The sequence below is a fragment of the Archangium violaceum Cb vi76 genome (assembly GCF_000733295.1).
GTDB lineage: Bacteria > Myxococcota > Myxococcia > Myxococcales > Myxococcaceae > Archangium > Archangium violaceum.
The window spans coordinates 17,861-36,828 of sequence record NZ_JPMI01000290.1 but is presented as its reverse complement, the minus strand read 5'-3'; the positions used below and the strand labels follow the sequence as shown (position 1 = coordinate 36,828).

The 18,968-nt window shown below is 69.6% G+C and carries 17 protein-coding genes and 1 pseudogene; 3 read left to right on the top strand and 15 right to left on the bottom strand.

The window, feature by feature from the left end; all coding sequences use genetic code 11:
• The 3 genes and pseudogenes from Q664_RS55620 to Q664_RS39725 form a co-directional block, all read right to left on the bottom strand.
• Positions 1-180: pseudogene (locus Q664_RS55620) on the bottom strand (beta-ketoacyl-[acyl-carrier-protein] synthase II); the annotation flags it as partial.
• 45 nt (positions 181-225) lie between these two features.
• On the bottom strand, positions 226-825 hold the full coding sequence (locus Q664_RS39730) for a TetR/AcrR family transcriptional regulator (RefSeq protein WP_043408503.1): 600 nt from the start codon (positions 823-825) through the stop codon (positions 226-228).
• Positions 826-919: 94 nt separating this feature from the next.
• Positions 920-2,155, bottom strand: coding sequence for an acetyl-CoA C-acetyltransferase (locus tag Q664_RS39725; RefSeq protein ID WP_043408500.1), 1,236 nt, complete (start codon positions 2,153-2,155; stop codon positions 920-922).
• 133 nt (positions 2,156-2,288) lie between these two features.
• On the opposite strand from Q664_RS39725, the gene Q664_RS39720 reads away from it, so the two are divergent.
• Complete coding sequence (locus Q664_RS39720) at positions 2,289-3,032, top strand: 2OG-Fe dioxygenase family protein (protein ID WP_043408499.1); 744 nt, start codon at positions 2,289-2,291, stop codon at positions 3,030-3,032.
• Between the two features lie 99 nt (positions 3,033-3,131).
• On the opposite strand, the gene kce is transcribed toward Q664_RS39720, so the two are convergent.
• From kce to Q664_RS39680, 8 genes are all read right to left on the bottom strand, one after another.
• Positions 3,132-3,959: a 3-keto-5-aminohexanoate cleavage enzyme gene (gene kce / locus Q664_RS39715; RefSeq protein WP_043408497.1), complete on the bottom strand. Its 828-nt coding sequence runs from the start codon at positions 3,957-3,959 to the stop codon at positions 3,132-3,134.
• Positions 3,956-4,351 carry a 3-aminobutyryl-CoA ammonia lyase gene (gene kal / locus Q664_RS39710; protein WP_481955003.1) on the bottom strand — a complete coding sequence of 132 codons (396 nt, stop codon included), beginning with the start codon at positions 4,349-4,351 and terminating at the stop codon, positions 3,956-3,958. The genes kce and kal overlap by 4 nt, the downstream gene beginning before the upstream one ends.
• Positions 4,348-5,136 carry a lysine 5,6-aminomutase subunit beta gene (gene kamE, locus Q664_RS39705; RefSeq protein ID WP_043408495.1) on the bottom strand — a complete coding sequence of 263 codons (789 nt, stop codon included), beginning with the start codon at positions 5,134-5,136 and terminating at the stop codon, positions 4,348-4,350. The genes kal and kamE overlap by 4 nt, the downstream gene beginning before the upstream one ends.
• Before the next feature lie 5 nt (positions 5,137-5,141).
• Positions 5,142-5,636: a hypothetical protein gene (locus Q664_RS39700; protein WP_043408492.1), complete on the bottom strand. Its 495-nt coding sequence runs from the start codon at positions 5,634-5,636 to the stop codon at positions 5,142-5,144.
• On the bottom strand, positions 5,633-7,183 hold the full coding sequence (gene kamD, locus Q664_RS39695; protein ID WP_043408491.1) for a lysine 5,6-aminomutase subunit alpha: 1,551 nt from the start codon (positions 7,181-7,183) through the stop codon (positions 5,633-5,635). Before kamD ends, Q664_RS39700 begins: the two co-directional genes overlap by 4 nt.
• Before the next feature lie 12 nt (positions 7,184-7,195).
• Positions 7,196-8,227, bottom strand: a complete 1,032-nt coding sequence (gene kdd, locus Q664_RS39690; RefSeq protein WP_043408488.1) for an L-erythro-3,5-diaminohexanoate dehydrogenase — start codon at positions 8,225-8,227, stop codon at positions 7,196-7,198.
• Between the two features lie 165 nt (positions 8,228-8,392).
• On the bottom strand, positions 8,393-9,400 hold the full coding sequence (locus tag Q664_RS39685) for an alpha/beta hydrolase (protein ID WP_043408486.1): 1,008 nt from the start codon (positions 9,398-9,400) through the stop codon (positions 8,393-8,395).
• 28 nt (positions 9,401-9,428) lie between these two features.
• A complete protein-coding gene (locus tag Q664_RS39680) occupies positions 9,429-10,394 on the bottom strand; it encodes a uracil-DNA glycosylase (protein WP_043408483.1) in 966 nt (321 codons plus the stop codon).
• A gap of 166 nt (positions 10,395-10,560) precedes the next feature.
• On the opposite strand from Q664_RS39680, the gene Q664_RS39675 reads away from it, so the two are divergent.
• Positions 10,561-11,958 carry a chloride channel protein gene (locus Q664_RS39675; protein WP_043408480.1) on the top strand — a complete coding sequence of 466 codons (1,398 nt, stop codon included), beginning with the start codon at positions 10,561-10,563 and terminating at the stop codon, positions 11,956-11,958.
• A 4-nt stretch (positions 11,959-11,962) separates the two neighbouring features.
• On the opposite strand, the gene coaBC is transcribed toward Q664_RS39675, so the two are convergent.
• Positions 11,963-13,186, bottom strand: coding sequence for a bifunctional phosphopantothenoylcysteine decarboxylase/phosphopantothenate--cysteine ligase CoaBC (gene coaBC / locus Q664_RS39670; protein ID WP_043408477.1), 1,224 nt, complete (start codon positions 13,184-13,186; stop codon positions 11,963-11,965).
• A 255-nt stretch (positions 13,187-13,441) separates the two neighbouring features.
• Here coaBC and Q664_RS39665 point away from each other — a divergent pair, with 255 nt between their 5' ends.
• Entirely contained in the window at positions 13,442-13,864 is a 423-nt protein-coding gene (locus tag Q664_RS39665; RefSeq protein ID WP_043408474.1) for a GFA family protein, read from the top strand.
• Between the two features lie 138 nt (positions 13,865-14,002).
• On the opposite strand, the gene Q664_RS39660 is transcribed toward Q664_RS39665, so the two are convergent.
• The 3 genes from Q664_RS39660 to Q664_RS39650 all read right to left on the bottom strand — a co-directional run bounded on the left by Q664_RS39660 (position 14,003) and on the right by Q664_RS39650 (position 18,948).
• A complete protein-coding gene (locus Q664_RS39660) occupies positions 14,003-16,978 on the bottom strand; it encodes a carboxypeptidase-like regulatory domain-containing protein (RefSeq protein ID WP_043408470.1) in 2,976 nt (991 codons plus the stop codon).
• 104 nt (positions 16,979-17,082) lie between these two features.
• The gene (locus tag Q664_RS39655) at positions 17,083-18,345 is read right to left on the bottom strand and encodes a Stp1/IreP family PP2C-type Ser/Thr phosphatase (protein WP_043408468.1); all 1,263 of its coding nucleotides are present in this window, start codon (positions 18,343-18,345) and stop codon (positions 17,083-17,085) included.
• Positions 18,346-18,426: 81 nt separating this feature from the next.
• Positions 18,427-18,948, bottom strand: coding sequence for an FHA domain-containing protein (locus tag Q664_RS39650; protein WP_043408464.1), 522 nt, complete (start codon positions 18,946-18,948; stop codon positions 18,427-18,429).
• Positions 18,949-18,968: the final 20 nt, after the last annotated feature.

The window sequence follows — 18,968 nt, the reverse complement described above, 5'->3', positions numbered from 1 at the left end:
CACGTCCTCGGGGTTCATCCTCGCCGACTCCAGCGCCAGGCGCATGCAGCGCGCCGCGCCCTCTCCTTCCGGAGCCGGGGCCGTCACGTGGTACGCGTCCGAGTTGGCCGCGTAACCCACCAGCTCCGCCAGGATGCGGGCACCTCGCTTCTTCGCGTGCTCCAGCTCCTCGAGCAGGACGTGCTGCGATGGACAGCAATGCGGCCCTGGGGAGGACTCCCGCCGTCACCGGCTCTCGGGCGGAGCGGCGCTTCCCTCCAGGGCCTGTGCGCCGAACTTCCTGGCCGCCTCGAGGAACTCGTCACTGAGGCGCGTGCCGCGAACGGCTCGCGACAACGTCAGCGCCCCGTACATGAGGGCCAGCAACGCGAGCGCCTTCTCCCGGGCCTTCTCCCCCTGTCCCACCAGGCCGCTCAAATCCTGGATGAACTCGTTGAGCTCACTCTCCAGCGCCCCACGGTAGGGCTCCCCTTCCCTCGCGACCTCCGAGGCGATGCTCGGCAGGGGACACCCCACCTCCGGGTTGTCCCGGTGCTTCCGCGACAGATAGCGGTCGAGCACGCTCATCATCGGCGTGCGCGAGGGGTCGTTCATCGCCCGCTGGAGCATCGCCCTCCACATCGCCCGCGCCGTGCTCCGGATGGTCTCGGTGAAGAGGTGCTCCTTGGACTCGAAGTGCCCGTAGAAGCCCCCCACCGTGAGCCCCGCCCCCTTCATCACGTCCATGACGGAGCTGCCTCGTATCCCCCGCTCCCGCAGCAACGTCGCGGCGGACTCGAGGATGGCCTCGTGGGACTTCTGCTTCTGCTCCGCTTTCTGGCTCATGCCTCGACCTCGCTCCTGTTCATGATGGGGATAATGTTTCCCCCCTCATGGGTCAAGGCTCGCTCGGGCTCCGGACGAGAGGCGGCCCGTGGGCTCAGAGCCGCTCGAGCACGGTGGCGATGCCCTGACCGCCACTGACGCACAGCGTGATGAGCGCGGTCTGCTTGCCAGTCCGCTCCAGCTCGTCGAGCGCCGTGCCGAGCAGCATCGCGCCCGTCGCGCCGAGCGGGTGGCCAAGCGCGATGGAGCCTCCGTTGACGTTCACGCGCTCGGGGTCGATCCCCAGCGCCCGCGTCGTCTGCAGCACCACGCCCGCGAAGGCCTCGTTGATCTCCCACAGGTCGATGTCGCTCGCCTTCATGCCCGCGAGGCGGAGCACCTTCTGGCTCGCCGGCGCGGGCGCGGTGAGCATCAGCACCGGCTCGCTCCCGAGCGTCGTCATCGCGCGGATGCGGGCCCGCGGTTTGATTCCCCGCTCCCGGACGTACCGCTCCGACGCGAGCAGCACCCCGGCGGCTCCGTCGACGATGCCGCTCGAGTTGCCCGCGGTGTGCAGGTGCCGGATGGTTTTCGCCCGCGGGTACGCCGCGAGCGCGAGTTGATCCAACGTCTCCCCCTTCGGGCCAGCGACCGTCTCTCCCAGCGTGGTGAACGCGGGCTTGAGGGTGGCGAGCCCCTCGGCCGTGGTGTCGGGGCGGGGGAACTCGTCACGCGCGAGCAGCACCGAGCCGGTGTGGGGATCCTTCACGGGGAACAGCGACTTCGCGAACCGGCCCTCCTCGATGGCCCGCGCCGCGTTCTTCTGCGAACGGAGCGCCAGGGCATCCAGGTCCTCGCGCGAGAACCCCTCGAGCGTCGCGATGAGGTCCGCGCTGATGCCCTGGGGCACCTGGAACACGCGCTCGCGCAGGTGCGTGTTGCCGCCGTCCTGGCCTCCGCCATCCGAGCCCATGGGGACGCGCGACATGCTCTCCACGCCACCGGAGATGACCAGGTCCATCGCCCCCGAGCCCACAGCCATGGCGCCAAAGTGGACCGCCTGCAGCCCGGACGCGCAGAAGCGGTTGAGCGACACCCCCGGCACCTCGTTGGGCCACCCCGCCGCCAACACCGCGTTGCGGGCCAGGTTCGCGCCCTGCTCGCCTACCTGCGAGACGCACCCCGCCATCACATCGTCCACCTCGCGCGCGTCGAAGCCCTGGCGCTTCTGGAGCGTGTTCAGCACCTGCGCCAGCAGCTCCTGGGGATGGAGGCCGGACAGCGCTCCCTTGCCCGCCTTCCCGCGCCCTCTCGGAGTCCTTACCGCGTCGATGACGTAGCTCGTGGTCATGTGCGCCCCTCTTCGTGGTTACGGATTACGGAAGTAATATGACATGGATAATCCGTAACCGGGCCTCGCGCAAGGACAGAGGGCGACACGGCCCTTTCCAAGCGGGCTCCGCCCGGCCATGGTGCGCCCGTCCATGAGCTTCTCGCCTCCCCTCACTCCCCCCTCCGAGGTCACCGCCGTCCTGCGCGAGCGCGGCTACACCGTCCTCAGCCGCACCAGCCTGTGCGAGCTGGTGGGTACCCAAGCCTCCTCGCTCGAGGCCCTGCGTCCGACCTGGGATGGTCTGCTGCCCGATGCCTACCTGCGCGACGGCGGCCGCTACCGCTCCCGCCGGCACTCGTGCTTCGTCGTCGAGGGGACGGCCGTCAGGCCAGTGCCACACCGGGCGCACTGGCAGCCCGTCGAGTACAACGCTCTCCACGGCGGCCTGGAGCGCTGGTTCGAGCCGATGACTCCCGACGTCGTTGAACAGCCGGTCTGGTCACAGTTGCTGCGCGGGCTCGCCGCGTGCTGCTCCGCCTTGAAGGGGCCTCAGCCGTGGTTCGTCGAGGCCCATCAGTTCCGCATCGACACCACCGATGGCATCGGCCGGCCCACTCCCGAGGGCGCTCATCGGGATGGTGTGGACTTCGTCGCCGTGCTCCTCGTCGGCCGCGAGGGCATCAAGGGCGGTGAAACTCGCGTGTTCGAGGCCTCTGGTCCGAACGGCATCCGGTTCACCTTGACCGAGCCTTGGTCCGCTCTGCTGCTCGATGATGAACGGGTGATTCATGAGAGCACCCCGATTCAACCCCTGGGTGAACGGGGCCACCGGGATACCCTCGTGCTCACGTTCCGATCCAAGGGGTTCCAGGGGCCCTCTACTTCCGGGGGGTGAACGGGTTCAACCCCAGGGCTCTATACCCTCACCCCGTCCCTCTCCCAGAGGGAGAGGGGATATGGGCGAGGTAGCAACTCCAGTGGGTACAGCCTGGGGTCAGGCGTCGAGGCGCAGCAGCTTGCGCGCTTCCTGCGGCGTCGCCAGCGTCCGGCCCTTCGCCTTCGCCCTCTTCGCCGCCTCCGCCACCAACTCCCAGTTGCCCTTCGCCAACACGCCCTTGGACACGTAGATGTTGTCCTCCAGCCCCACTCGCGAGTTGCCGCCCCGCTCCGCCGCCAGCTCCACGAACGGCAACTGGTGTCTGCCCATCGCCGCCACCGTCCACGTGCTCCCCTCCGGCAGCGACTTGATCATGAAGTCCAGCGCGTCCTCCCGCGCCGTCAGCGCCCCTGGCACCCCCAGCACGAAGTCGAAGTGGCCCGGGAGCTCCGCTACTCCCTCCTTCGCCAGCGCCCTCGCCTCGTCCACCATCCCCACGTCGAAGCACTCGAACTCCGGCTTCAACCCCAGGGCCTTGATCCTCTTCGCGATGTCACGCACCAGCGCACGCGGATTCCAGAAGACCTCGTCCCCGAAGTTCACCGTCCCCGTCGTCAGCGTGGCCATGTCCGGCCGATCCTCTCCCGTCAGCCGCAACCCGCCACACCGCTCGTCCACCCCCATCCCCACCGCTCCACCCGTGGACACCTGGATGAGGATGTCCGTCCTCTTGCGAATGGCGCGAATCGCCGCTCGGAACAGCTCCGTGTCCTGCGACGGCTTGCCGTCCGGCGTGCGCACGTGCAGGTGCACCATCGCCGCTCCCGCCTCCCGGCACTTCACCGCGTCCTCGGCGATCTCCTCCGCGCTGATCGGAAGGTAGGGCGTCTGCTCGCGCGTCGTCTCCGCCCCCACCATCGCCGCCGTAATGACCATGGGGTTCATCGCTGACCTCGCTGTTTGTCTTTTGGCACCACGCAGGTCCCACTGGCTCTACACACCACCACCGGCTCCGCCAATACGTCCGCCGCCGAGTCGTTCACATCCGGACGCGGCCGGATCACCTTGCGCGCCTCGAAACGCATCTTCCTCGACGTGTTGCCCGTATTGACGATCTCCCCCTCCGCCTCGATGAAGTCCCCCGCGTACACCGGCGCCAGGAACTCCACCGAGTCGTAGGCCCGGAACAGGCCCTCGTCTCCATCCATCCGGATGCACAGCTCGGTGGCCACGTCGCCGAACAACCCCAGCATCCGCGCCCCGTCCACCAGGTTTCCACCGTAATGCGCGTCGTGGCTGCTCATGCGCAGCCGGATGACAGCCTTCACGTTGCTCACTTGGGCTCCCCCTCCCAGTGCACGTTCTTGTCCTCCTTGCCTTCCTTCTGGAGGACCTGGTGCACGATGTAGTTGGCCACGTCCGAGGGCTTCGTCCCCGGGCCGAAGCCCACGTCGAAGCCCAGCTCCAGCGCCAGCTTGAGATCCACGCGCGGCCCACCCAACAAGAGCAGCGTCTTGCCGTGGATGCCCGCCGCCTTCGCCGCATCGATGAACTGGCGCGAGTTGTCCTTGTGCACGTCCCGCTGCGTCACCACCTGCGACACGAGGATGGCGTCCGCGTTGCGCGCCATGGCCCGCTTGATGAGCTCCTCGTTGGGCACCTGGCTGCCCAGGTTGAAGGCCTCGAACCAGGGATAGCGCTCCAGGCCGTAGTCGCCCGCGTACCCCTTCATGTTGAGGATGGCGTCGATACCCACCGTGTGCGTGTCCGTGCCCGTGCACGCGCCGAACACCACGATGCGCCGCCCCACCTTCTCCTTGATGAGCACGTTGAGATCATCGAACCCGAGCTTCTTCACCACCACCTCGGGAACGTCGATCTCCGCGTAGTCCAGCGAGTGCTGCGTGCGCGCGTACACGATGAAGAAGGTGTACGTGTCGGCGGCACGCTCGGCGGCGGCCACCTTCACGTCGCTGAACCCCATCTTCCGCGCGAACACCGCCGCGGCCTCCTTGGCCTTCTCCGACAACGGCACCGGCAGCGTGAACGACAGCTGCACCACGCCGTCGTCGCGCCGGTCGCCGTAGGGGCGGATGATCTGTTTCGTCGGCTTCGTCGCCATGGCCGTTACTTCCCCTTCCTGGCCGAGGACTTCGCGTACGCGACACTGCCGGCCACCTTCTCCGCCAGCGTCTCGAAGCGGTCCTTCTTCTTCGCGTCCATGTGGAAGACGAGCGACCAGGTGGTCTTCCCGTCACAACCCACGTACGTCACCGTCTGCACCGACTCCGCGCCGTCCGGCGTGGTGTCCGAGTCCACGCGGCGCGCCGCCGGAGCCTTGCCCAGCTTGAGCTGCTTCCAGCCGCCCTGCTCGCTCCCCATGGCGGCGAGGATCTTCTCCAGGCACTTCTGGGGCTTCATCCCCGCCGACTGCACCGCGCCCACGTCCACCAGCAGGTACGCGTCCCCGTCCGGGTCATCGAAGCGCTGGGTGCCATCCGCCTCGGACTGCTGCCACTCGGAGGGCACCTGCAGCGCGAGCGTCTTCACCTCGTACTTCGTCAGCTCGGCCGCCGGCTCCCCGGCCGCGAGCACCATCACCAGCAACGAGCCGAGCATCATGGCGCCTCCAGCATTTCCTGGAACGGGTTGAAGTAGTCCGGAGCCTTCTCCATCACGCCCTCCAGCCCCTTGCCGCCCGTCTCCGAGCGCTTCACGTCACCGAAATGGCCCCGGCCGATGGCCGCCACCATGCCGTCCTTCTGGCACTCCTCCAGCAGCTCCATCGCCCTGCCGAACACCTCGCGCGCCCGGTTGGCGATCTTCCCGTCCTCTCGCACGGTGAACTCCTCGTCGATGCCCGCCGCCGCCCGGTGGATGTAGCTGGCCGCCTTCAGCGCCACGTACCGGTCCGCCAGCAGTGGCGTGTGCATGGCCTCCGTCATCATTCCCAGCAGCTGGATGCCCTGCCGCGTCCAGATGGCCACCAGGTCCGCCATCACGTCGTACGCGTGGCTGAAGAAGATGTCCGTCTCCTTGTGCTTGGTGGGCGGCATGTACTTCAGCGGCGCGTTGGGGAAGCACCGGCGCACCAGCATCGCCTGCGACAGCTCCAACAGCAGCGTGTCCGCCCGGTAGGGGTCGATCTCGTACGAGTGCCCCAGGCCCAGCTGCCAGTCCTCGAGGCCCGCGCGCCTGGCGAAGGACTCGTTGATGAACTGGCTGGCGATGACGGTGTGCGCCGCGTCGTAGGCGTCCGCGGTGGTGATGTAGTTGTCCTCGCCGGTGTTGATGATGATGCCGGCCTGGGCGCAGATGCGGCGGCTGAAGTACTGGTCGATGAACGTGCGCCGCATGTTGATGTCGCGGAACAGGATTCCGTACATCGCGTCGTTGAGCAGCATGTCCAGCCGCTCGTAGGCCGCGGCGAAGGCGATCTCCGCCATGCACAGGCCCGACGAGTAGTTGGTCAGCTGGATGTAGCGCTTGAGCTTGCGGCTCTCGTCATCCAGGGCCTCGCGCATGATGCGGAAGTTCTCCTGGGTGGCGTACGTGCCGCCGTAGCCCTCGGTGGTGGCGCCGTGGGGCACGTAGTCCAGCAGCGACTGCGCCGTGGAGCGGATGACGGCGATGATGTCCGCGCCCGCCTGCGCCGCCGCCCGGGCCTGATCCACGTCGTCGTAGATGTTGCCCGTGGCGACGATCACGTACTTGTGCGGCGCCGCGCCACTGCCCAACTCCTTGCGCAACGCGTCACGCTGGGCGATGCGGGACTTGAAGTCGTCCATGGCGGAGCGGGCCTCGGCGCGCACCTCGTCGCGGAGGTTCCGCTCCATCTCCGGGGAGAGGGGCCCCAGCTTCTCCGCTGGCAGCGCGGTCAGCCGCTCCACGGCCTCCATGGGGCTGCGCGCGCCCATCTGCAGCGCACGGCCGTACCAGTACGCCGCGCCCTTGTTGAGGACTCCGGCCGCCTTGAGCCGGTCGACCATCAGGTTGGCGAGCGGCACGCCTCCGGCTCCCGCGTCGGAGATGCCGAAGAAACGCAGCACGGTGCGCTCGACGGAGACGGTGGTATTGCGGCGGATGAGCTCGAAGATGGGCTCGGTGATGTCTTCCGCCAGCTTTCGCGCACGAGCGATCTGCGCGTCATCGATGAACGGACCTGGCATGGTGGCACCTTACTATACGTAACGCGTTTCGAAGAGGCGGCGCAGGGCTGGCTCGGCGCGCAACAGTTCGAGCGTGAAGTCCGCATGCCCGGGCACGTAGCCACTGCCCACCACCATGGTCACATCCTTGCCCACGCCCTCGGCGCCCAGCGCCGCCGCGGTGAAGCTCGTGGCCATGGAGAAGAGGATGACCGTGCCGCCGTCCTTCGCGCTGAGGATGGAGGCCATCTCCGTATTCCCCACCGAGGCGCAGTTGATCACCAGGTCACACATGGCGCCGTCGGTGGCCCGGGACACCGCGTCCATGGTGTCCACGGCCTGGGTGGCATCCACCTTCAAGCCCACGTCGCACAGCCCGATACCTTTCAGGGTGTCGAGCGCCTGCTCGGAGATGTCGAGCGCCAGCAGCCGGCCCTGGCCCTTCAGGCTGCGCCGCGCCTGCGCGAGGCACAACGCGCCGCTCTTGCCCGAGCCGAGCACCGCCACCGTCATGCCCGGACGCAGCCACCGGGCCACGAGGGCCGGCGCGCCCGCCACGTCCAGCGCCGCCAGCGCCAGCGTGTCCGGCATGTCCGTGGGCAGCTTCGCGTAGAGGCCCGTGGCGAAGAGGATGGCGTGGCCACGGATGTCCACGCGATCGATGGACGGGTGCACGGCCTTCACCTCGTCGATGACGAGCGGCGTCAGGCTGAGGCTCACCAGCGTGGCGATGCGATCTCCCGGCTGGAGCTCGCCGCGCGCCGGGTGCTTGGGGCCAATCTCCTTCACCCGGCCGATCAGCATGCCGCCCGAGCCCGTCACCGGGTTCTGCATCTTGCCGCGCTCGCGGACGATCTCCTGCACGCGGGCGGCGATGCGCGCCGGCTCCGCGCCCACGTCGTCCTTGATCTGCTTGAAGGAGGCCGCGTCGATGTTGAGGCTCTCCACGTCGATGAGGAGCTCGGCCTCCCGGCAGGGCAGCGAGGGTTCGAGCTTGCGCGCCCGCTGGGGCAACACGCCCTTCTCCCCCACGACGCGGGACAATCCGTAACGGTCGATGCTCATGGCGTCTCCAGGCCTCGGGTAGGCACATGTCCCACCCGCGCGAATACACGGCTAGCGTGTACCCGGGGGAACGTTGGAGCGCCAGAGGCAACGTCACGGGGCCGCGACAACGCCCCGCGTCATCGCATGCCTCGTTTCACGAAGTGAGAAGACGCGCTCGGATGACTACTCGCTCGCGAGCCGCGGAGCGATCACCGACAGCGAGCGCTCGAAGCGGTAGTTCACCCCGGTGTGCCCGTCCTCGAACTCCTCGTGCACGGCCTCGACGCCGCCGTTCTTGAGGTCCTCGGCCACCATCCGCGCGCCCCAGCGCAGGTTGAACTCGTCGCGCGAGCCGCAGTCGATGAAGACGGTCTTCTGCTTGCGGAAGGCGTCCAGGAACTTGGGCACGAAGCGCACTGGATCATGCACCAGCCAGCGGTTCCATACGTCCAGCCGCATGCGGCCCGTCTGCAGGTCGAAGGGCAGCTCCAGGTTGAGCGGCTCGCCCTTCTTCGGCGAGTACGCCGCCGCCATGGCCAGCACGTTGATGACGGTGAAGTCATCGCCGCGCGCCTTGGTCTCGCGGGCGCGCCGGGTGAAGTCCTGGTACCACGCCTCCACCCCGCCCGCCTTGAGCAGCGCCGAGGCCGCCTTGGGGAGATCCGGCAGGTAGCAGTACTCGAAGTAGGCGTCCGGGGACTGCGCGCTCAGGTGCGAGAAGATCTCCGGGTGGTAGCGGCCCATCACCAGCGCGCCGTAGCCGCCCGAGCTGTGCCCCACCACCGCGCGCGCCACCGCCTTGGGCACCGTGCGGTACGTGCGGTCCACGAACCCCACCACGTCCTTGGCCAGGAAGTCCCGGTAGCGGCCGATGGCGTCGCTGTTCACCCACTGGCTCCCGCCCATCGACGTCCACCCGTCCGGGAACACGCCGATGACCGGAGGAATCGTCCCCGCGGCCACCAGCGCGTCCAGCCGCTCGGGCACGCTCACCGAGAACGCGGAGAAGTTCGTCCACGACTTGCCGCTGTTGGAGAACGCGTTGAGGAAGTACACCGCCGGGTAGCGCCGCGCGCCCTCCACGTAGCCCGGGGGCAGGTACACCCGCAGCTGACGCCGCGCCGGATCTCCCAGCGGATTGGACTCCAGCGCCGGCGAGTGCATCTCCTGCGTCTCGAGAACTCCCTTCATCGCGTTCCCCCTCCAGGGGCCTCCCGGCTCAGCCGCGCTGCCCGGGTTGTTTGCCGAAGAACTTCATCACCTGTTGCAGGTCCTCCCACGCCTTCTTCTTCTCCGCCGGTTGGCGCAGCAGATAGGCCGGGTGGAAGGTGGGCATCAGCTTGATGCCCTCGTACTCACGCCAGGTGCCCCGCATCTTCGTGATGGGCGTGGTGTCGCGCAGCAGCGTCTGCGCCGCGAACTTGCCCAGCGCGACAATCGCCTTGGGTCGGACCGCCTGGAGCTGCGCGCGCAGGAACGGCTCGCACGCCGTCACCTCGTCCGGCTCCGGGTTGCGGTTGTTGGGCGGACGGCACTTCACCACGTTGCAGATGTAGACGTCGTCACGGCGGTAGCCCATCGCCTCGATCATCTTCGTCAGCAACTGGCCCGCCGCGCCCACGAAGGGCACGCCCTGCACGTCCTCGTCCGCGCCAGGGCCCTCGCCCACGAAGACCAGCTCCGCGCGCGGGTTGCCCGAGCCGAAGACGATGTTCTTGCGCCCGTCGCACAGCTTGCAGCGGCGGCAGTCGCCCAGCTCGCGGCGGATTTCGTCCAGCGTGGGCCGCTCGCCCTCCACCACCCCGGGCAGCGGACCCGCGGCTGAGCGCACCACCTGGGCGGGGGCCTCGATGAGCCTCGGCGCCGGAGCCTCCCGGCGCGCGGGAGGCGGCTCTGGCGCTCGGGCGGCCAGCGGGCGCTCGGGCTCCGGAGGCGGGGCTCTCGGAGGCATCGGGCGCTCGGCCGGCGGCGGCTGGGCGGCGGGCGCGGGCTGCGCGGCCACGGACGGGGCGGGCTTCGCCGTCTGGGCACGCAGACGCGCCAGTCCCGCTCCGCGCAGCTCGGCGGCCAGACGGGCGTCTACCTGGAGGAATCGGCCACCGTCCTCCTCCTGCCAGAGGAGGTGGCGGCGCAGATCCTCCAGCACTTCGCTCAACTCCTGCGAGGTCTCGGGGGCTTCGCTCACGGTGACTCTGGGTTTATGGGTCCGCGCGCCCCGGTTCAACCGCCTGCCGGGTAGGGCGTCCGTACGCTTACCCCAGCGTCGAGTACGACGCCATGGTGGAAATCCGTTGGAATCGATGAGATTGTTTGAGCTCAAAACTCTTGAGCCGGACAGGGACGTTCCGACGATGGCGCGGCGACAGGAACCGTTGGACGAGGAGCAGCGAGCGCTGCACGACTCGTGGGACACGATGGCGCGCACCCTGGCGCGGGTGGCGGTCAACTCCGTGCTCATCTGGGGTGTGTGCTCGGCGTTGCGCTACGGGGTGCATGCCAGCAGCGATCGGTTGCTGGCGTTCGTCGCCGAGGCGGGCGTCTGGTGGGCGCCGGGGATGCTGGTGGGCCTGCTGGTGGCGGGCGGCCTGTTGCGCGGGCTGCTCAACCGGCGCCCCGGTTGGAGCGCGGTGGCCTCCGACGGCGTGGACGTGGCCCTGTCCAACTACCACATCACCTACCAGGACGCGGCGGATGATCCCCGTCCGCGCTACTCGCTGCCCGCCTTCGGGCTGGCCTTCCGCAAGGCGGCGGCCACCCTGCTGACGCTGGGGACGGGAGCCTCGGGAGGGCTGGAGGGCCCGGTGGTGCTGGTGGGCGAGGCGATGGGCGCGGGCCTGGCGCGCATCACCCGGGCGCGCTCGGAGCACACGCTGCGCACCTGCCAGCTCGCCGGCATCGCCGCGGCCGTGGGCACCCTGCTCAACACCCCCTTCGCCGCCGCGCTCTTCGCGCTCGAGGTGGTGTACGGCAACCGCATCGTCTACCGGAAGCTGGCCTACTGCCTCTTCGCCGGCATCATCACCTACGCCCTCAACAACCGCTTCCTCGGCTTCCGCCCCATCTTCGTGGCGCCGCCACATGGCCATACGTACACCCTGGCCGAGTACGCGCTCACCGCGCTGGTGGCCGTGGCCGTCTCGGCGCCCGTGGCGCTCGCCCTGGGCCTCACCATGAAGCACACGCGCCAGCTCGTGGAGCGCGTCCACCCGGTGCTGCGCGGCGCCGCCGGCTCGCTCTTCACCGCCCTGGTGGCCGTGGGGCTCTTCTACGGGTTGCGCATGGATCCGCGGCACGTGCTGGGCATGGGCGAGTACACCATCGCCCGGCTGCTCGCGGGAGACGGCGGGGCGCTGTCGCTGTGGTGGTTCCTGCTGCTCATCGTCGTGGGCAAGCTGTTCACCACCGGCTTCACCATTCAATCGGGCGGCTCGGCGGGCATGCTCATTCCCTCCATGGTGCTCGGAGGCGTGTCCGGAGCGGCCACCGCCCAGCTGCTGGCCGCCGCCACCGGGCTGGCGTTGAGCCCCCAGCTCTTCGTGGTGGTGGGCATCGCCTCGGCCCTGGTGGCCGTGGTGGGCGTGCCCCTGGCCGCCATCGCCCTGGTGCTGGAGGTCTTCGGGTCCGAGTACGGCCCCCCCGCGGTGCTCGCCTGCGGCGTCACCTACGTGCTGACGTTGCGGCTCTCCATCTACCAGCAACAGCTCCGGGAGCCGGCGGCCCCCGTGGCCGGGGCTCCCGCCGGGAGCTGAAGGTTCAAGCGCGTGGGGGCAGCAGCTCGTGGAGGAGGCCGAGGATGGAGCGGGCCACCTCGCGCTTCGTCCCGGACAGCTCCCGCTGAGTCCCGTCCCGCGTCAGCACCGTCACCTGGTTGGTGTCCACCCCGAAGCCCGCCCCTGGCGCCGACACGTCGTTCGCCACGATCGCGTCCAGCCCCTTCCGCTCCAGCTTGTCCCGCGCGTACTCCACCACCCGCTGCGTCTCCGCCGCGAAGCCCACCAGCACCGGCCGCTTCTCCCGCCCCGATACCCGCCTCGAGGCCTCGGCCAGCACGTCCGGCGTGCGCACCAGCGTCAGCGTCTCCGGGCCCTCCGACTTCTTCACCTTCTGCGACGCTCGCGTCTCCGGCTTCCAGTCACTCACCGCCGCCGAGGCGATGAAGCAGTCCACCCCGTCCACCCTCGCCAGCACCTCGCGCGCCATGTCCTCCGCGCTCACCACGTCCACCACCTCGTAGCCGCTCCGCTCCACCACCCCCACCGGGCCCAGCACCACCGTCACCTTCGCCCCCATCCCCCGCGCCGCCTCCGCCAGCGCCATCCCCATCTTCCCCGTCGACGGGTTGGAGATGAAACGCACCGGATCCAGGTACTCGCGCGTGGGCCCCGCCGAGATGAGCACGTGCCGGCCCGCCAGGGGGCCTGGAGCGAAGAGGCTCGCCGCCGCCTCCACGATGGCTCCCACCTCCGCCAGGCGCCCCGCTCCCACGTCTCCGCAGGCGAGCATCCCCGCCCCCGGTCCCACGAACTGGAAACGAGGCTCCGCTCGCAGCGCCGCCACGTTCTCCTGCGTCCGCTCGTTCTCCCACATCGCCACGTTCATCGCCGGCGCCAGCAGCACCGGCCCCCGGAACGCCAGCAGCGAGGTCGTCACCGCGTCATTCCCCATCCCCGCCCGGATGCGCGCCAGCAGGTCCGCCGTCGTTGGCGCCACCACGTACAGCTCCGCCCAGCGCGCCAGGTCCAGGTGCCCGAAGTTCCCCTCCTGCGCGGGATCGAAGTAGTCCGTCAGCACCGGGTGCCCGCTGAGCGCCTGGAATGTGAGCGGCGTGACGAATTGCTTCGCCGCCTCCGTCATCGCCACCCGCACCTGCGCCCCGGCACGCCCCAGCTCGCGCACCAGCTCGCATGCCTTGTACGCCGCGATGCCGCCGCCCACTCCGACAATCACACGGCGCCCCTGCAGAGCCGAAGCTTCCATGCTGGCTTCATTACGCGCGCGGGCCCGGGCTCGCAACCACCTCGGAGGCTCCGCCGCCTTTGACGAAGCGAGGGCAGTCCCCTGTCCACCGGTCGCATGCGGGAAGTGCCCGCCCCGAACGAGCCGCCTCCGCTCGTGGCTGCATGCCGTGGGAGGCACTGTCCACGAGGAGGCTCAGGAGAGTTCCTGAGGATTGCCTCCGCCACGAGATCGGCCTACGACACCGTTCATCCGTCACTCTCGGGAGGTGTGCCCGTGCCTGTTCCCTTCACCGGAGGCTGCGCCTGCGGGGCCATTCGTTATGAGGGCTCCACCGCCCCCGTCGCCGTCCTCAATTGCTACTGCCGCGACTGCCAGCGCTCCAGCGGTTCGGGGTTCACCACCGTGGCCGTCGTCCCCGCGGACTCGCTGCGCGTGCTGCGCGGCACGCCCAGGCAGCATGCGTCGATCGCGGACAGCGGCTCCGAGGTGCGGCGGGAGTTCTGCCCCGAGTGCGGCACCCCGCTGTTCGCCCGCGGCGGCCTCCCCTCCTTCGTCGCCATCAAGGTCGGCAGCCTCGATGCTCCCAGCTGGTGCGTGCCGATGCTCGACATCTGGACCCAGAGCGCCCAGCCCTGGTCCACCATGAACCCCGCCCTGCCGAAGTTCCCGAAGAACGTCCCGGCTCCGCTTCGGTGAGGCCTCGGGTTCTTCCAGGGGGATGACCCTCACCCCCAGCCCTCTCCCAGAGGGAGAGGGGGCCTGACGCGGATCCAACCTGGAATCCGTGGCACCCTCACCCCGACCCTCTCCCGGAGGGCGAGGGAGGTGCTTCGCTCACGGATTATTGAGGACGATGTCTCCCGAGGTGGGGAGCTGCACCGTTCGTATCACCGGGCCTCCCTCCATCTCCGTGTGGAAGTTCGTCCACACCAGCGTGTAGCGCCCCGGCGGGAAGCCCTGCAACGTCACCCGCTCGCCCCCCGGCTGGTAGAGCAGTTGGCCGTAGCTCACCTTCATCAGCGCCGTCGGCGGGCTGCTCACCGCCCCCACGTCCCCGGCGATCACCCACAACGCGTTGCCCCGCTCCGGCTTGAGCTGCACCGTCAGCGACGCCGAACCTGGCCCCGGTCCGATGTCCAACCGCTTCTCCCCTCCCTCCACCTGCACCAGCAGCGCCGGCTCTCCCGAGAACTGGCGCGCCGCACCCAACGCGAAGCGGTAGTTCCCCGGCGCCACGTCCACGCTGTAGCGCCCGTCCGGCCCCGTCACGATGTTCACCGACTCGCCCCGGTCCGCGTTCACTCCCTCCAACTGGAAGCCCGCCGCCGGTGTGCCGTCCGCCCGGTACACCGTCCCGTACAGCTTCGTCGCCGGCTTCAGCACCAGCTCCACCGGCTGCTGCCCCTCGCGCGACGCCTGCGCCGACGCGCTCAGCCTCCCCTTGCGCGCCGACACCGTGAACCTCGCCACGAAGGCCGGGCTCGGCAGCGTGAAGCGTCCGTCCGGCCCCGTCAGCACCGAGTCCTCGCACGCATCGCATCCCACCACCGCGTCCGCCACCGGTCCTCCTCCCTCGTCCCGCACCAGCCCCATCACCGACGGCGCCTTCTCCAACACCAGGTCTCCCAGGTCGCTCGGCTGCGCCGGCTTGTCCACCATCAACGGCTCGAAGCCCGGCGCCTCCACCGACACGATGACCCGATCTCCCGCCGTCTGCAGCGCCACCTCGAAGCGCCCGTCCGCGCTCGACACGTCGTGCTCGTCCAGCCGGAAGCGCCGCACCGGCTCACCGTCCGAGGCCACCACCCGGCCCGTGAACGTCCCGCGCTCCTCCATCACCACCCGCACCGGCTCGCCCCCAGGAGAGCCCTGCACACGCTCGCGCTGGTCGTACTTCGCGTGCCGCGCCTCCACCAGGTAGGGGCGCCCGGGCTTCAACGCGCGCACCTCGAAGTGCCCCCGCGCGTCCGTCACCACCGGCTCGGCCAGGCGCGGCAGCACCGACACCGAGGCCTCCGCCACCGGCACGCCCCGCGTGTCCACCACCTCGCCACGAAGCACCGCTCCCGGCTCGAGCGTCACCGTCACCCGCTGCGTCTGCCCGTCCGCCACCACCACCTTCTGCCGCTCCGAGGGCAGGTAGTCCTTGTGCGTGGCCACCATCGAGTACGTCCCCGCCGGCAACCCCCTCATGGGCACCATCCCGTCCGGCCCGGACGAGGTGTCGCTGCGGAAGATGTTCTCGTTGTCCACCCACAGCACCACGTCGGCGCCCTCCAGCCGGCGCCCCTCCCCCATCACCGTCACCTCCAGCGCCGCCCGGGGCTCCAGCTCCAGCTTCACTCCCTCGGCCGGCGCCGTCGCCTTCACCTGCCCGCCTCCCCACTCCGAGTGGTGCGCGTGCAGCTCGTACAGGCCCGGCGTGGGCACCGCCGCCGTGAAGTTGCCCTCCCCGTCCGCCAACACCGCGTCGCCCGTGGGCTGCACCAGCACCGACACGTTGGGCGCCGGCCGGCCGTACTGGTCCAACACCTGCCCGCGAATCAGCGTGGCCCGGTCCAGCTCCAGCTCCAGCGTCGTCTCGCCCTGCTTCACCCGCGCCGGCATCCGCGCGTCCCGGTAGCCCTCGGCCTTGCCCTCCAGCACGTAGTCGCCCACCGCCAGCGGGCCGAACTGCACCAGCGCCCCCGTGGACGGCTTCTGCGACTGGATGGGCTTGCCCCGCGCCGTGCGCAACACCAGCTCCGGCGAGGCCACCGGCTCCCCGGACTCGTCCACCACCGTCACGAGCAACGTGCCCGCGTCCTCCAGTTCCAGCGTCACCTGCGTGAGCTGCTCGCTCAGCGTGAGCGTGCGCGGAATGGCCCCCAGCGTCCCCGCCTCGGCCGTCACCACCAGCTCGTCCGGGTACAGCCCCTCGAAGCGCGCCACGCCGCCCTCGGCACGGGCCTCCCGCGCCAGGTGGTCCGCCTTCAACCGCACCGTGGCCGTCACCGGCGTGCCCTGCCGCATGACACGCACCTCCAGCGTCCGCGACGTCTCCAGCCTCAACCGCACCGGCTGCGGGCCCGCCTCCACCATCTGCTCCACCGCCGGGAGGAAACCCTCCGCGCTGCCCAGCACGTAGAAGGGCCCCTCGCCCAGTCCGGACAGCGTGAAGGTGCCATCCGGCCCCGCCACCGTCTCCGACGGCAGCGGCACCTTGCGCGACACCGCGTACACGCGCGCGCCCGGCAGTCCCCGGCCCGCCCCGTCCACCACCTGCCCGCCAATGCTCCTCAAGGGCGGCAGGAACAGGTCCACCGGATCTCCCGGGGCCGCGCGCTCGCGCATGGCCGAGCCGAAGCCCGGGGCCCTGGCCCACACGGAGAAGGACACTCCGGCCAGGCGCTCGAAACGGAAACGCCCCTGCCCGTCCGTGCGCGCCGTCGCCTTGGGCTGGAGGAAACCCCGCGCCTGCTCGAAGAAGGCCAGCGCGTGCGGGCCACTCTCCCGCGCCGGACAGGCCAGCAGCGCCTGCCCACACTCGTCACACCGCACCGAGGTGAGCGTCTTCTGCGCGCTCGCGGAGAGGAACACCTCCGCTCCAGGCACGGGCCTGCCCGCGGAGTCCAACACCCGCCCCGTCAGCGTGAGGCCCTCCTCACTGCCGGAGGACACCTCCACCGCCTCGAAGTCGGGCAACACACGGGCCGCGGACGCGTCCACGGCGGAGAGCGGAGGCGGCGGTGGCGTACTCCGAGGCCACAACACCGCCACCGCCACGATGACCAGGGCGGTTGCCGCCCCTATGACGAGCCATTTGCGCATGGGACGGCGCGGGACGTTACCCCCGCGACCGGCCTGCCAACCGACATTTCCGGCCTTTCATTCCGGCCGAGTCTCCCGCCCGACGCCTTCTTCCCGCCGGGTGCTCACTCCTCGGCGAATGGCTGGATGGCCTGCGCCACGGCCAGCTCCTGCCTCGCCTCGCTCAGCTCCGAGTTCGTCGCCCTCAACCGGTCCGACAGCACCTGGACGAAGCTCCACAGCATCTTCACCGCCAGGATGGACTCCCGCTTCATGAGTCCCATCAGATCCGAGCGTGAAATCACCATGGTGCGCGTGGGCTCGACCGCTCGCACGGTGGCCGAGCGGGGGGCGTTGTCGATGAGCCCCATCTCTCCGAAGTGCCCACCCGGCCGCAGCTCGGCGATCTCCACCCCGCTCTTCTCGATGACCACCCGTCCCCGGATGACCACGAAGAGCTCCTCGCCCGGCTGGCCCTCCACGACAATCTCCCTCCCGGCCGGGAAGGTGCGCGTGGTGGCGATGGACAACACCGCCGTCTGCTCCTTGTAGGTGAGGTGGCGGAAGAGCGGAATCTTGCGCAGCGCCTCCATGCGGCTCTGCGCCTCGGAGGTCTCCGCCTCCATGGTGCCTTCGCCGGAGACCTTCACCACCACCGCGGTGATGTTGTCCTTGCCGCCGCGCTCGTTGGCCAGGTCGATGAAGCGCTTGGGCAGCTCCGCCGGCTGCGAGCCCTGCACGAACGGCAGCACCTCATCGTCGTCCAGGTAGCCGTGCAGGCCGTCCGAGCACAACACGAACAGGTCGCCCGGGAACAGGTCCACGATGAGCGTGTCGACCTGGACGGACTCCTGGATGCCCACCGCGCGGGTAATGACGTTGCGGTACTGCGAGGTGGCGGCCTGCTCCTTGGTGATGGTGCCGGCCTTGAGCTGGGCGGCCACCAGGGTGTGATCCTCGGTGAGCCGGTGGCACTGGCCGTGACGCACCAGGTAGATGCGCGAGTCACCCACATGGCCGATGACGCCCTTGTTGCCACTCACGGCGAGGCACACGAAGGTGGTGCCCATGCCGCGCTTGGTGGGGTCCGCCAGCGCCATGCGGAAGATGTCCGCGCACGCGCGCTGGATGGCCACTTCCATCAGGGCCTGGGCCGCGTTTCGCGCGTCCTGGCTCGTGTTGGTGCTCAGGTCCTTGAGCAGGTGCCGGTTGGACACCATGTGCTGGCGGACCACCTCGGTGGCACGGTTGCTGGCCACCTCGCCCGCCGCGTGCCCTCCCATGCCATCGGCCACGATGAACAGGCCGAGCGGGGCGTCCACGAGCATCGCATCTTCATTGTGTTGCCGCTTCCGGCCCACGTCGGTCTGGCCGAACGCCTCTGTCATCAATGGCACCGCGAACGCTCCCTGTTCCCTCGGTCGAGGGGTGAATCACACGTTACGAAGCCCGTGGAAGGGCTGACAAGCTCACGGTCCCACCCGCCGCGAAAGCACCTTCGTGAACCCACTCGCCAGGTAGAAGGTGACCTCCACCTGCCCGAAACGCAGCCGCATCCCGTCCGTGATGGGAGACGGGCGCCGCGGGGTCAACCGGACCCCCCCCACGAACGAGCCGTTCTTCGAGCCCGCGTCGGTGAGGATGAAGCGGCCATCCGTCTCGCGCTGGAACCACGCGTGGAAGCGCGACACGGTGCCATCGTCCAGCACCACGTCGTTGTTGCCGGTGCGCCCCACGGTGATGCCCCGGCCAAACGCGTTCTCCTGGTTCTTCACCACCGGGAAGACGATGGGCTCGCCCACGCCCAGCATCGGCGTGGACACATTGGTGAGCGTCTTGAAGTGGTGGTGCGTCTCGTCCTCGTCTCCCTCGGACCCGCTCAGCATGGAGGGCGCGGGCGAGAACACGAGCACCGCCGCCGGCAGCGTGCGCTCATAATCCGCCCGCTCTCGCTGAAAGCGACCGATGTGGAGGCTGAGAAGCTCGACCATTCGCTACACACTTCACCCCA

Coding starts and splice junctions, on each gene's coding strand:
- kamE (WP_043408495.1), bottom strand. CDS start 5,136: ATGGCGACGAAGCCGACGAAACAGATCATCCGCCCCTACGGCGACCGG.
- Q664_RS39700 (WP_043408492.1), bottom strand. CDS start 5,636: ATGATGCTCGGCTCGTTGCTGGTGATGGTGCTCGCGGCCGGGGAGCCG.
- Q664_RS39730 (WP_043408503.1), bottom strand. CDS start 825: ATGAGCCAGAAAGCGGAGCAGAAGCAGAAGTCCCACGAGGCCATCCTC.
- Q664_RS39725 (WP_043408500.1), bottom strand. CDS start 2,155: ATGACCACGAGCTACGTCATCGACGCGGTAAGGACTCCGAGAGGGCGC.
- kdd (WP_043408488.1), bottom strand. CDS start 8,227: ATGAGCATCGACCGTTACGGATTGTCCCGCGTCGTGGGGGAGAAGGGC.
- Q664_RS39675 (WP_043408480.1), top strand. CDS start 10,561: ATGGCGCGGCGACAGGAACCGTTGGACGAGGAGCAGCGAGCGCTGCAC.
- kce (WP_043408497.1), bottom strand. CDS start 3,959: ATGAACCCCATGGTCATTACGGCGGCGATGGTGGGGGCGGAGACGACG.
- Q664_RS39655 (WP_043408468.1), bottom strand. CDS start 18,345: ATGACAGAGGCGTTCGGCCAGACCGACGTGGGCCGGAAGCGGCAACAC.
- Q664_RS39720 (WP_043408499.1), top strand. CDS start 2,289: ATGAGCTTCTCGCCTCCCCTCACTCCCCCCTCCGAGGTCACCGCCGTC.
- Q664_RS39685 (WP_043408486.1), bottom strand. CDS start 9,400: ATGAAGGGAGTTCTCGAGACGCAGGAGATGCACTCGCCGGCGCTGGAG.
- Q664_RS39650 (WP_043408464.1), bottom strand. CDS start 18,948: ATGGTCGAGCTTCTCAGCCTCCACATCGGTCGCTTTCAGCGAGAGCGG.
- Q664_RS39660 (WP_043408470.1), bottom strand. CDS start 16,978: ATGCGCAAATGGCTCGTCATAGGGGCGGCAACCGCCCTGGTCATCGTG.
- kamD (WP_043408491.1), bottom strand. CDS start 7,183: ATGCCAGGTCCGTTCATCGATGACGCGCAGATCGCTCGTGCGCGAAAG.
- coaBC (WP_043408477.1), bottom strand. CDS start 13,186: ATGGAAGCTTCGGCTCTGCAGGGGCGCCGTGTGATTGTCGGAGTGGGC.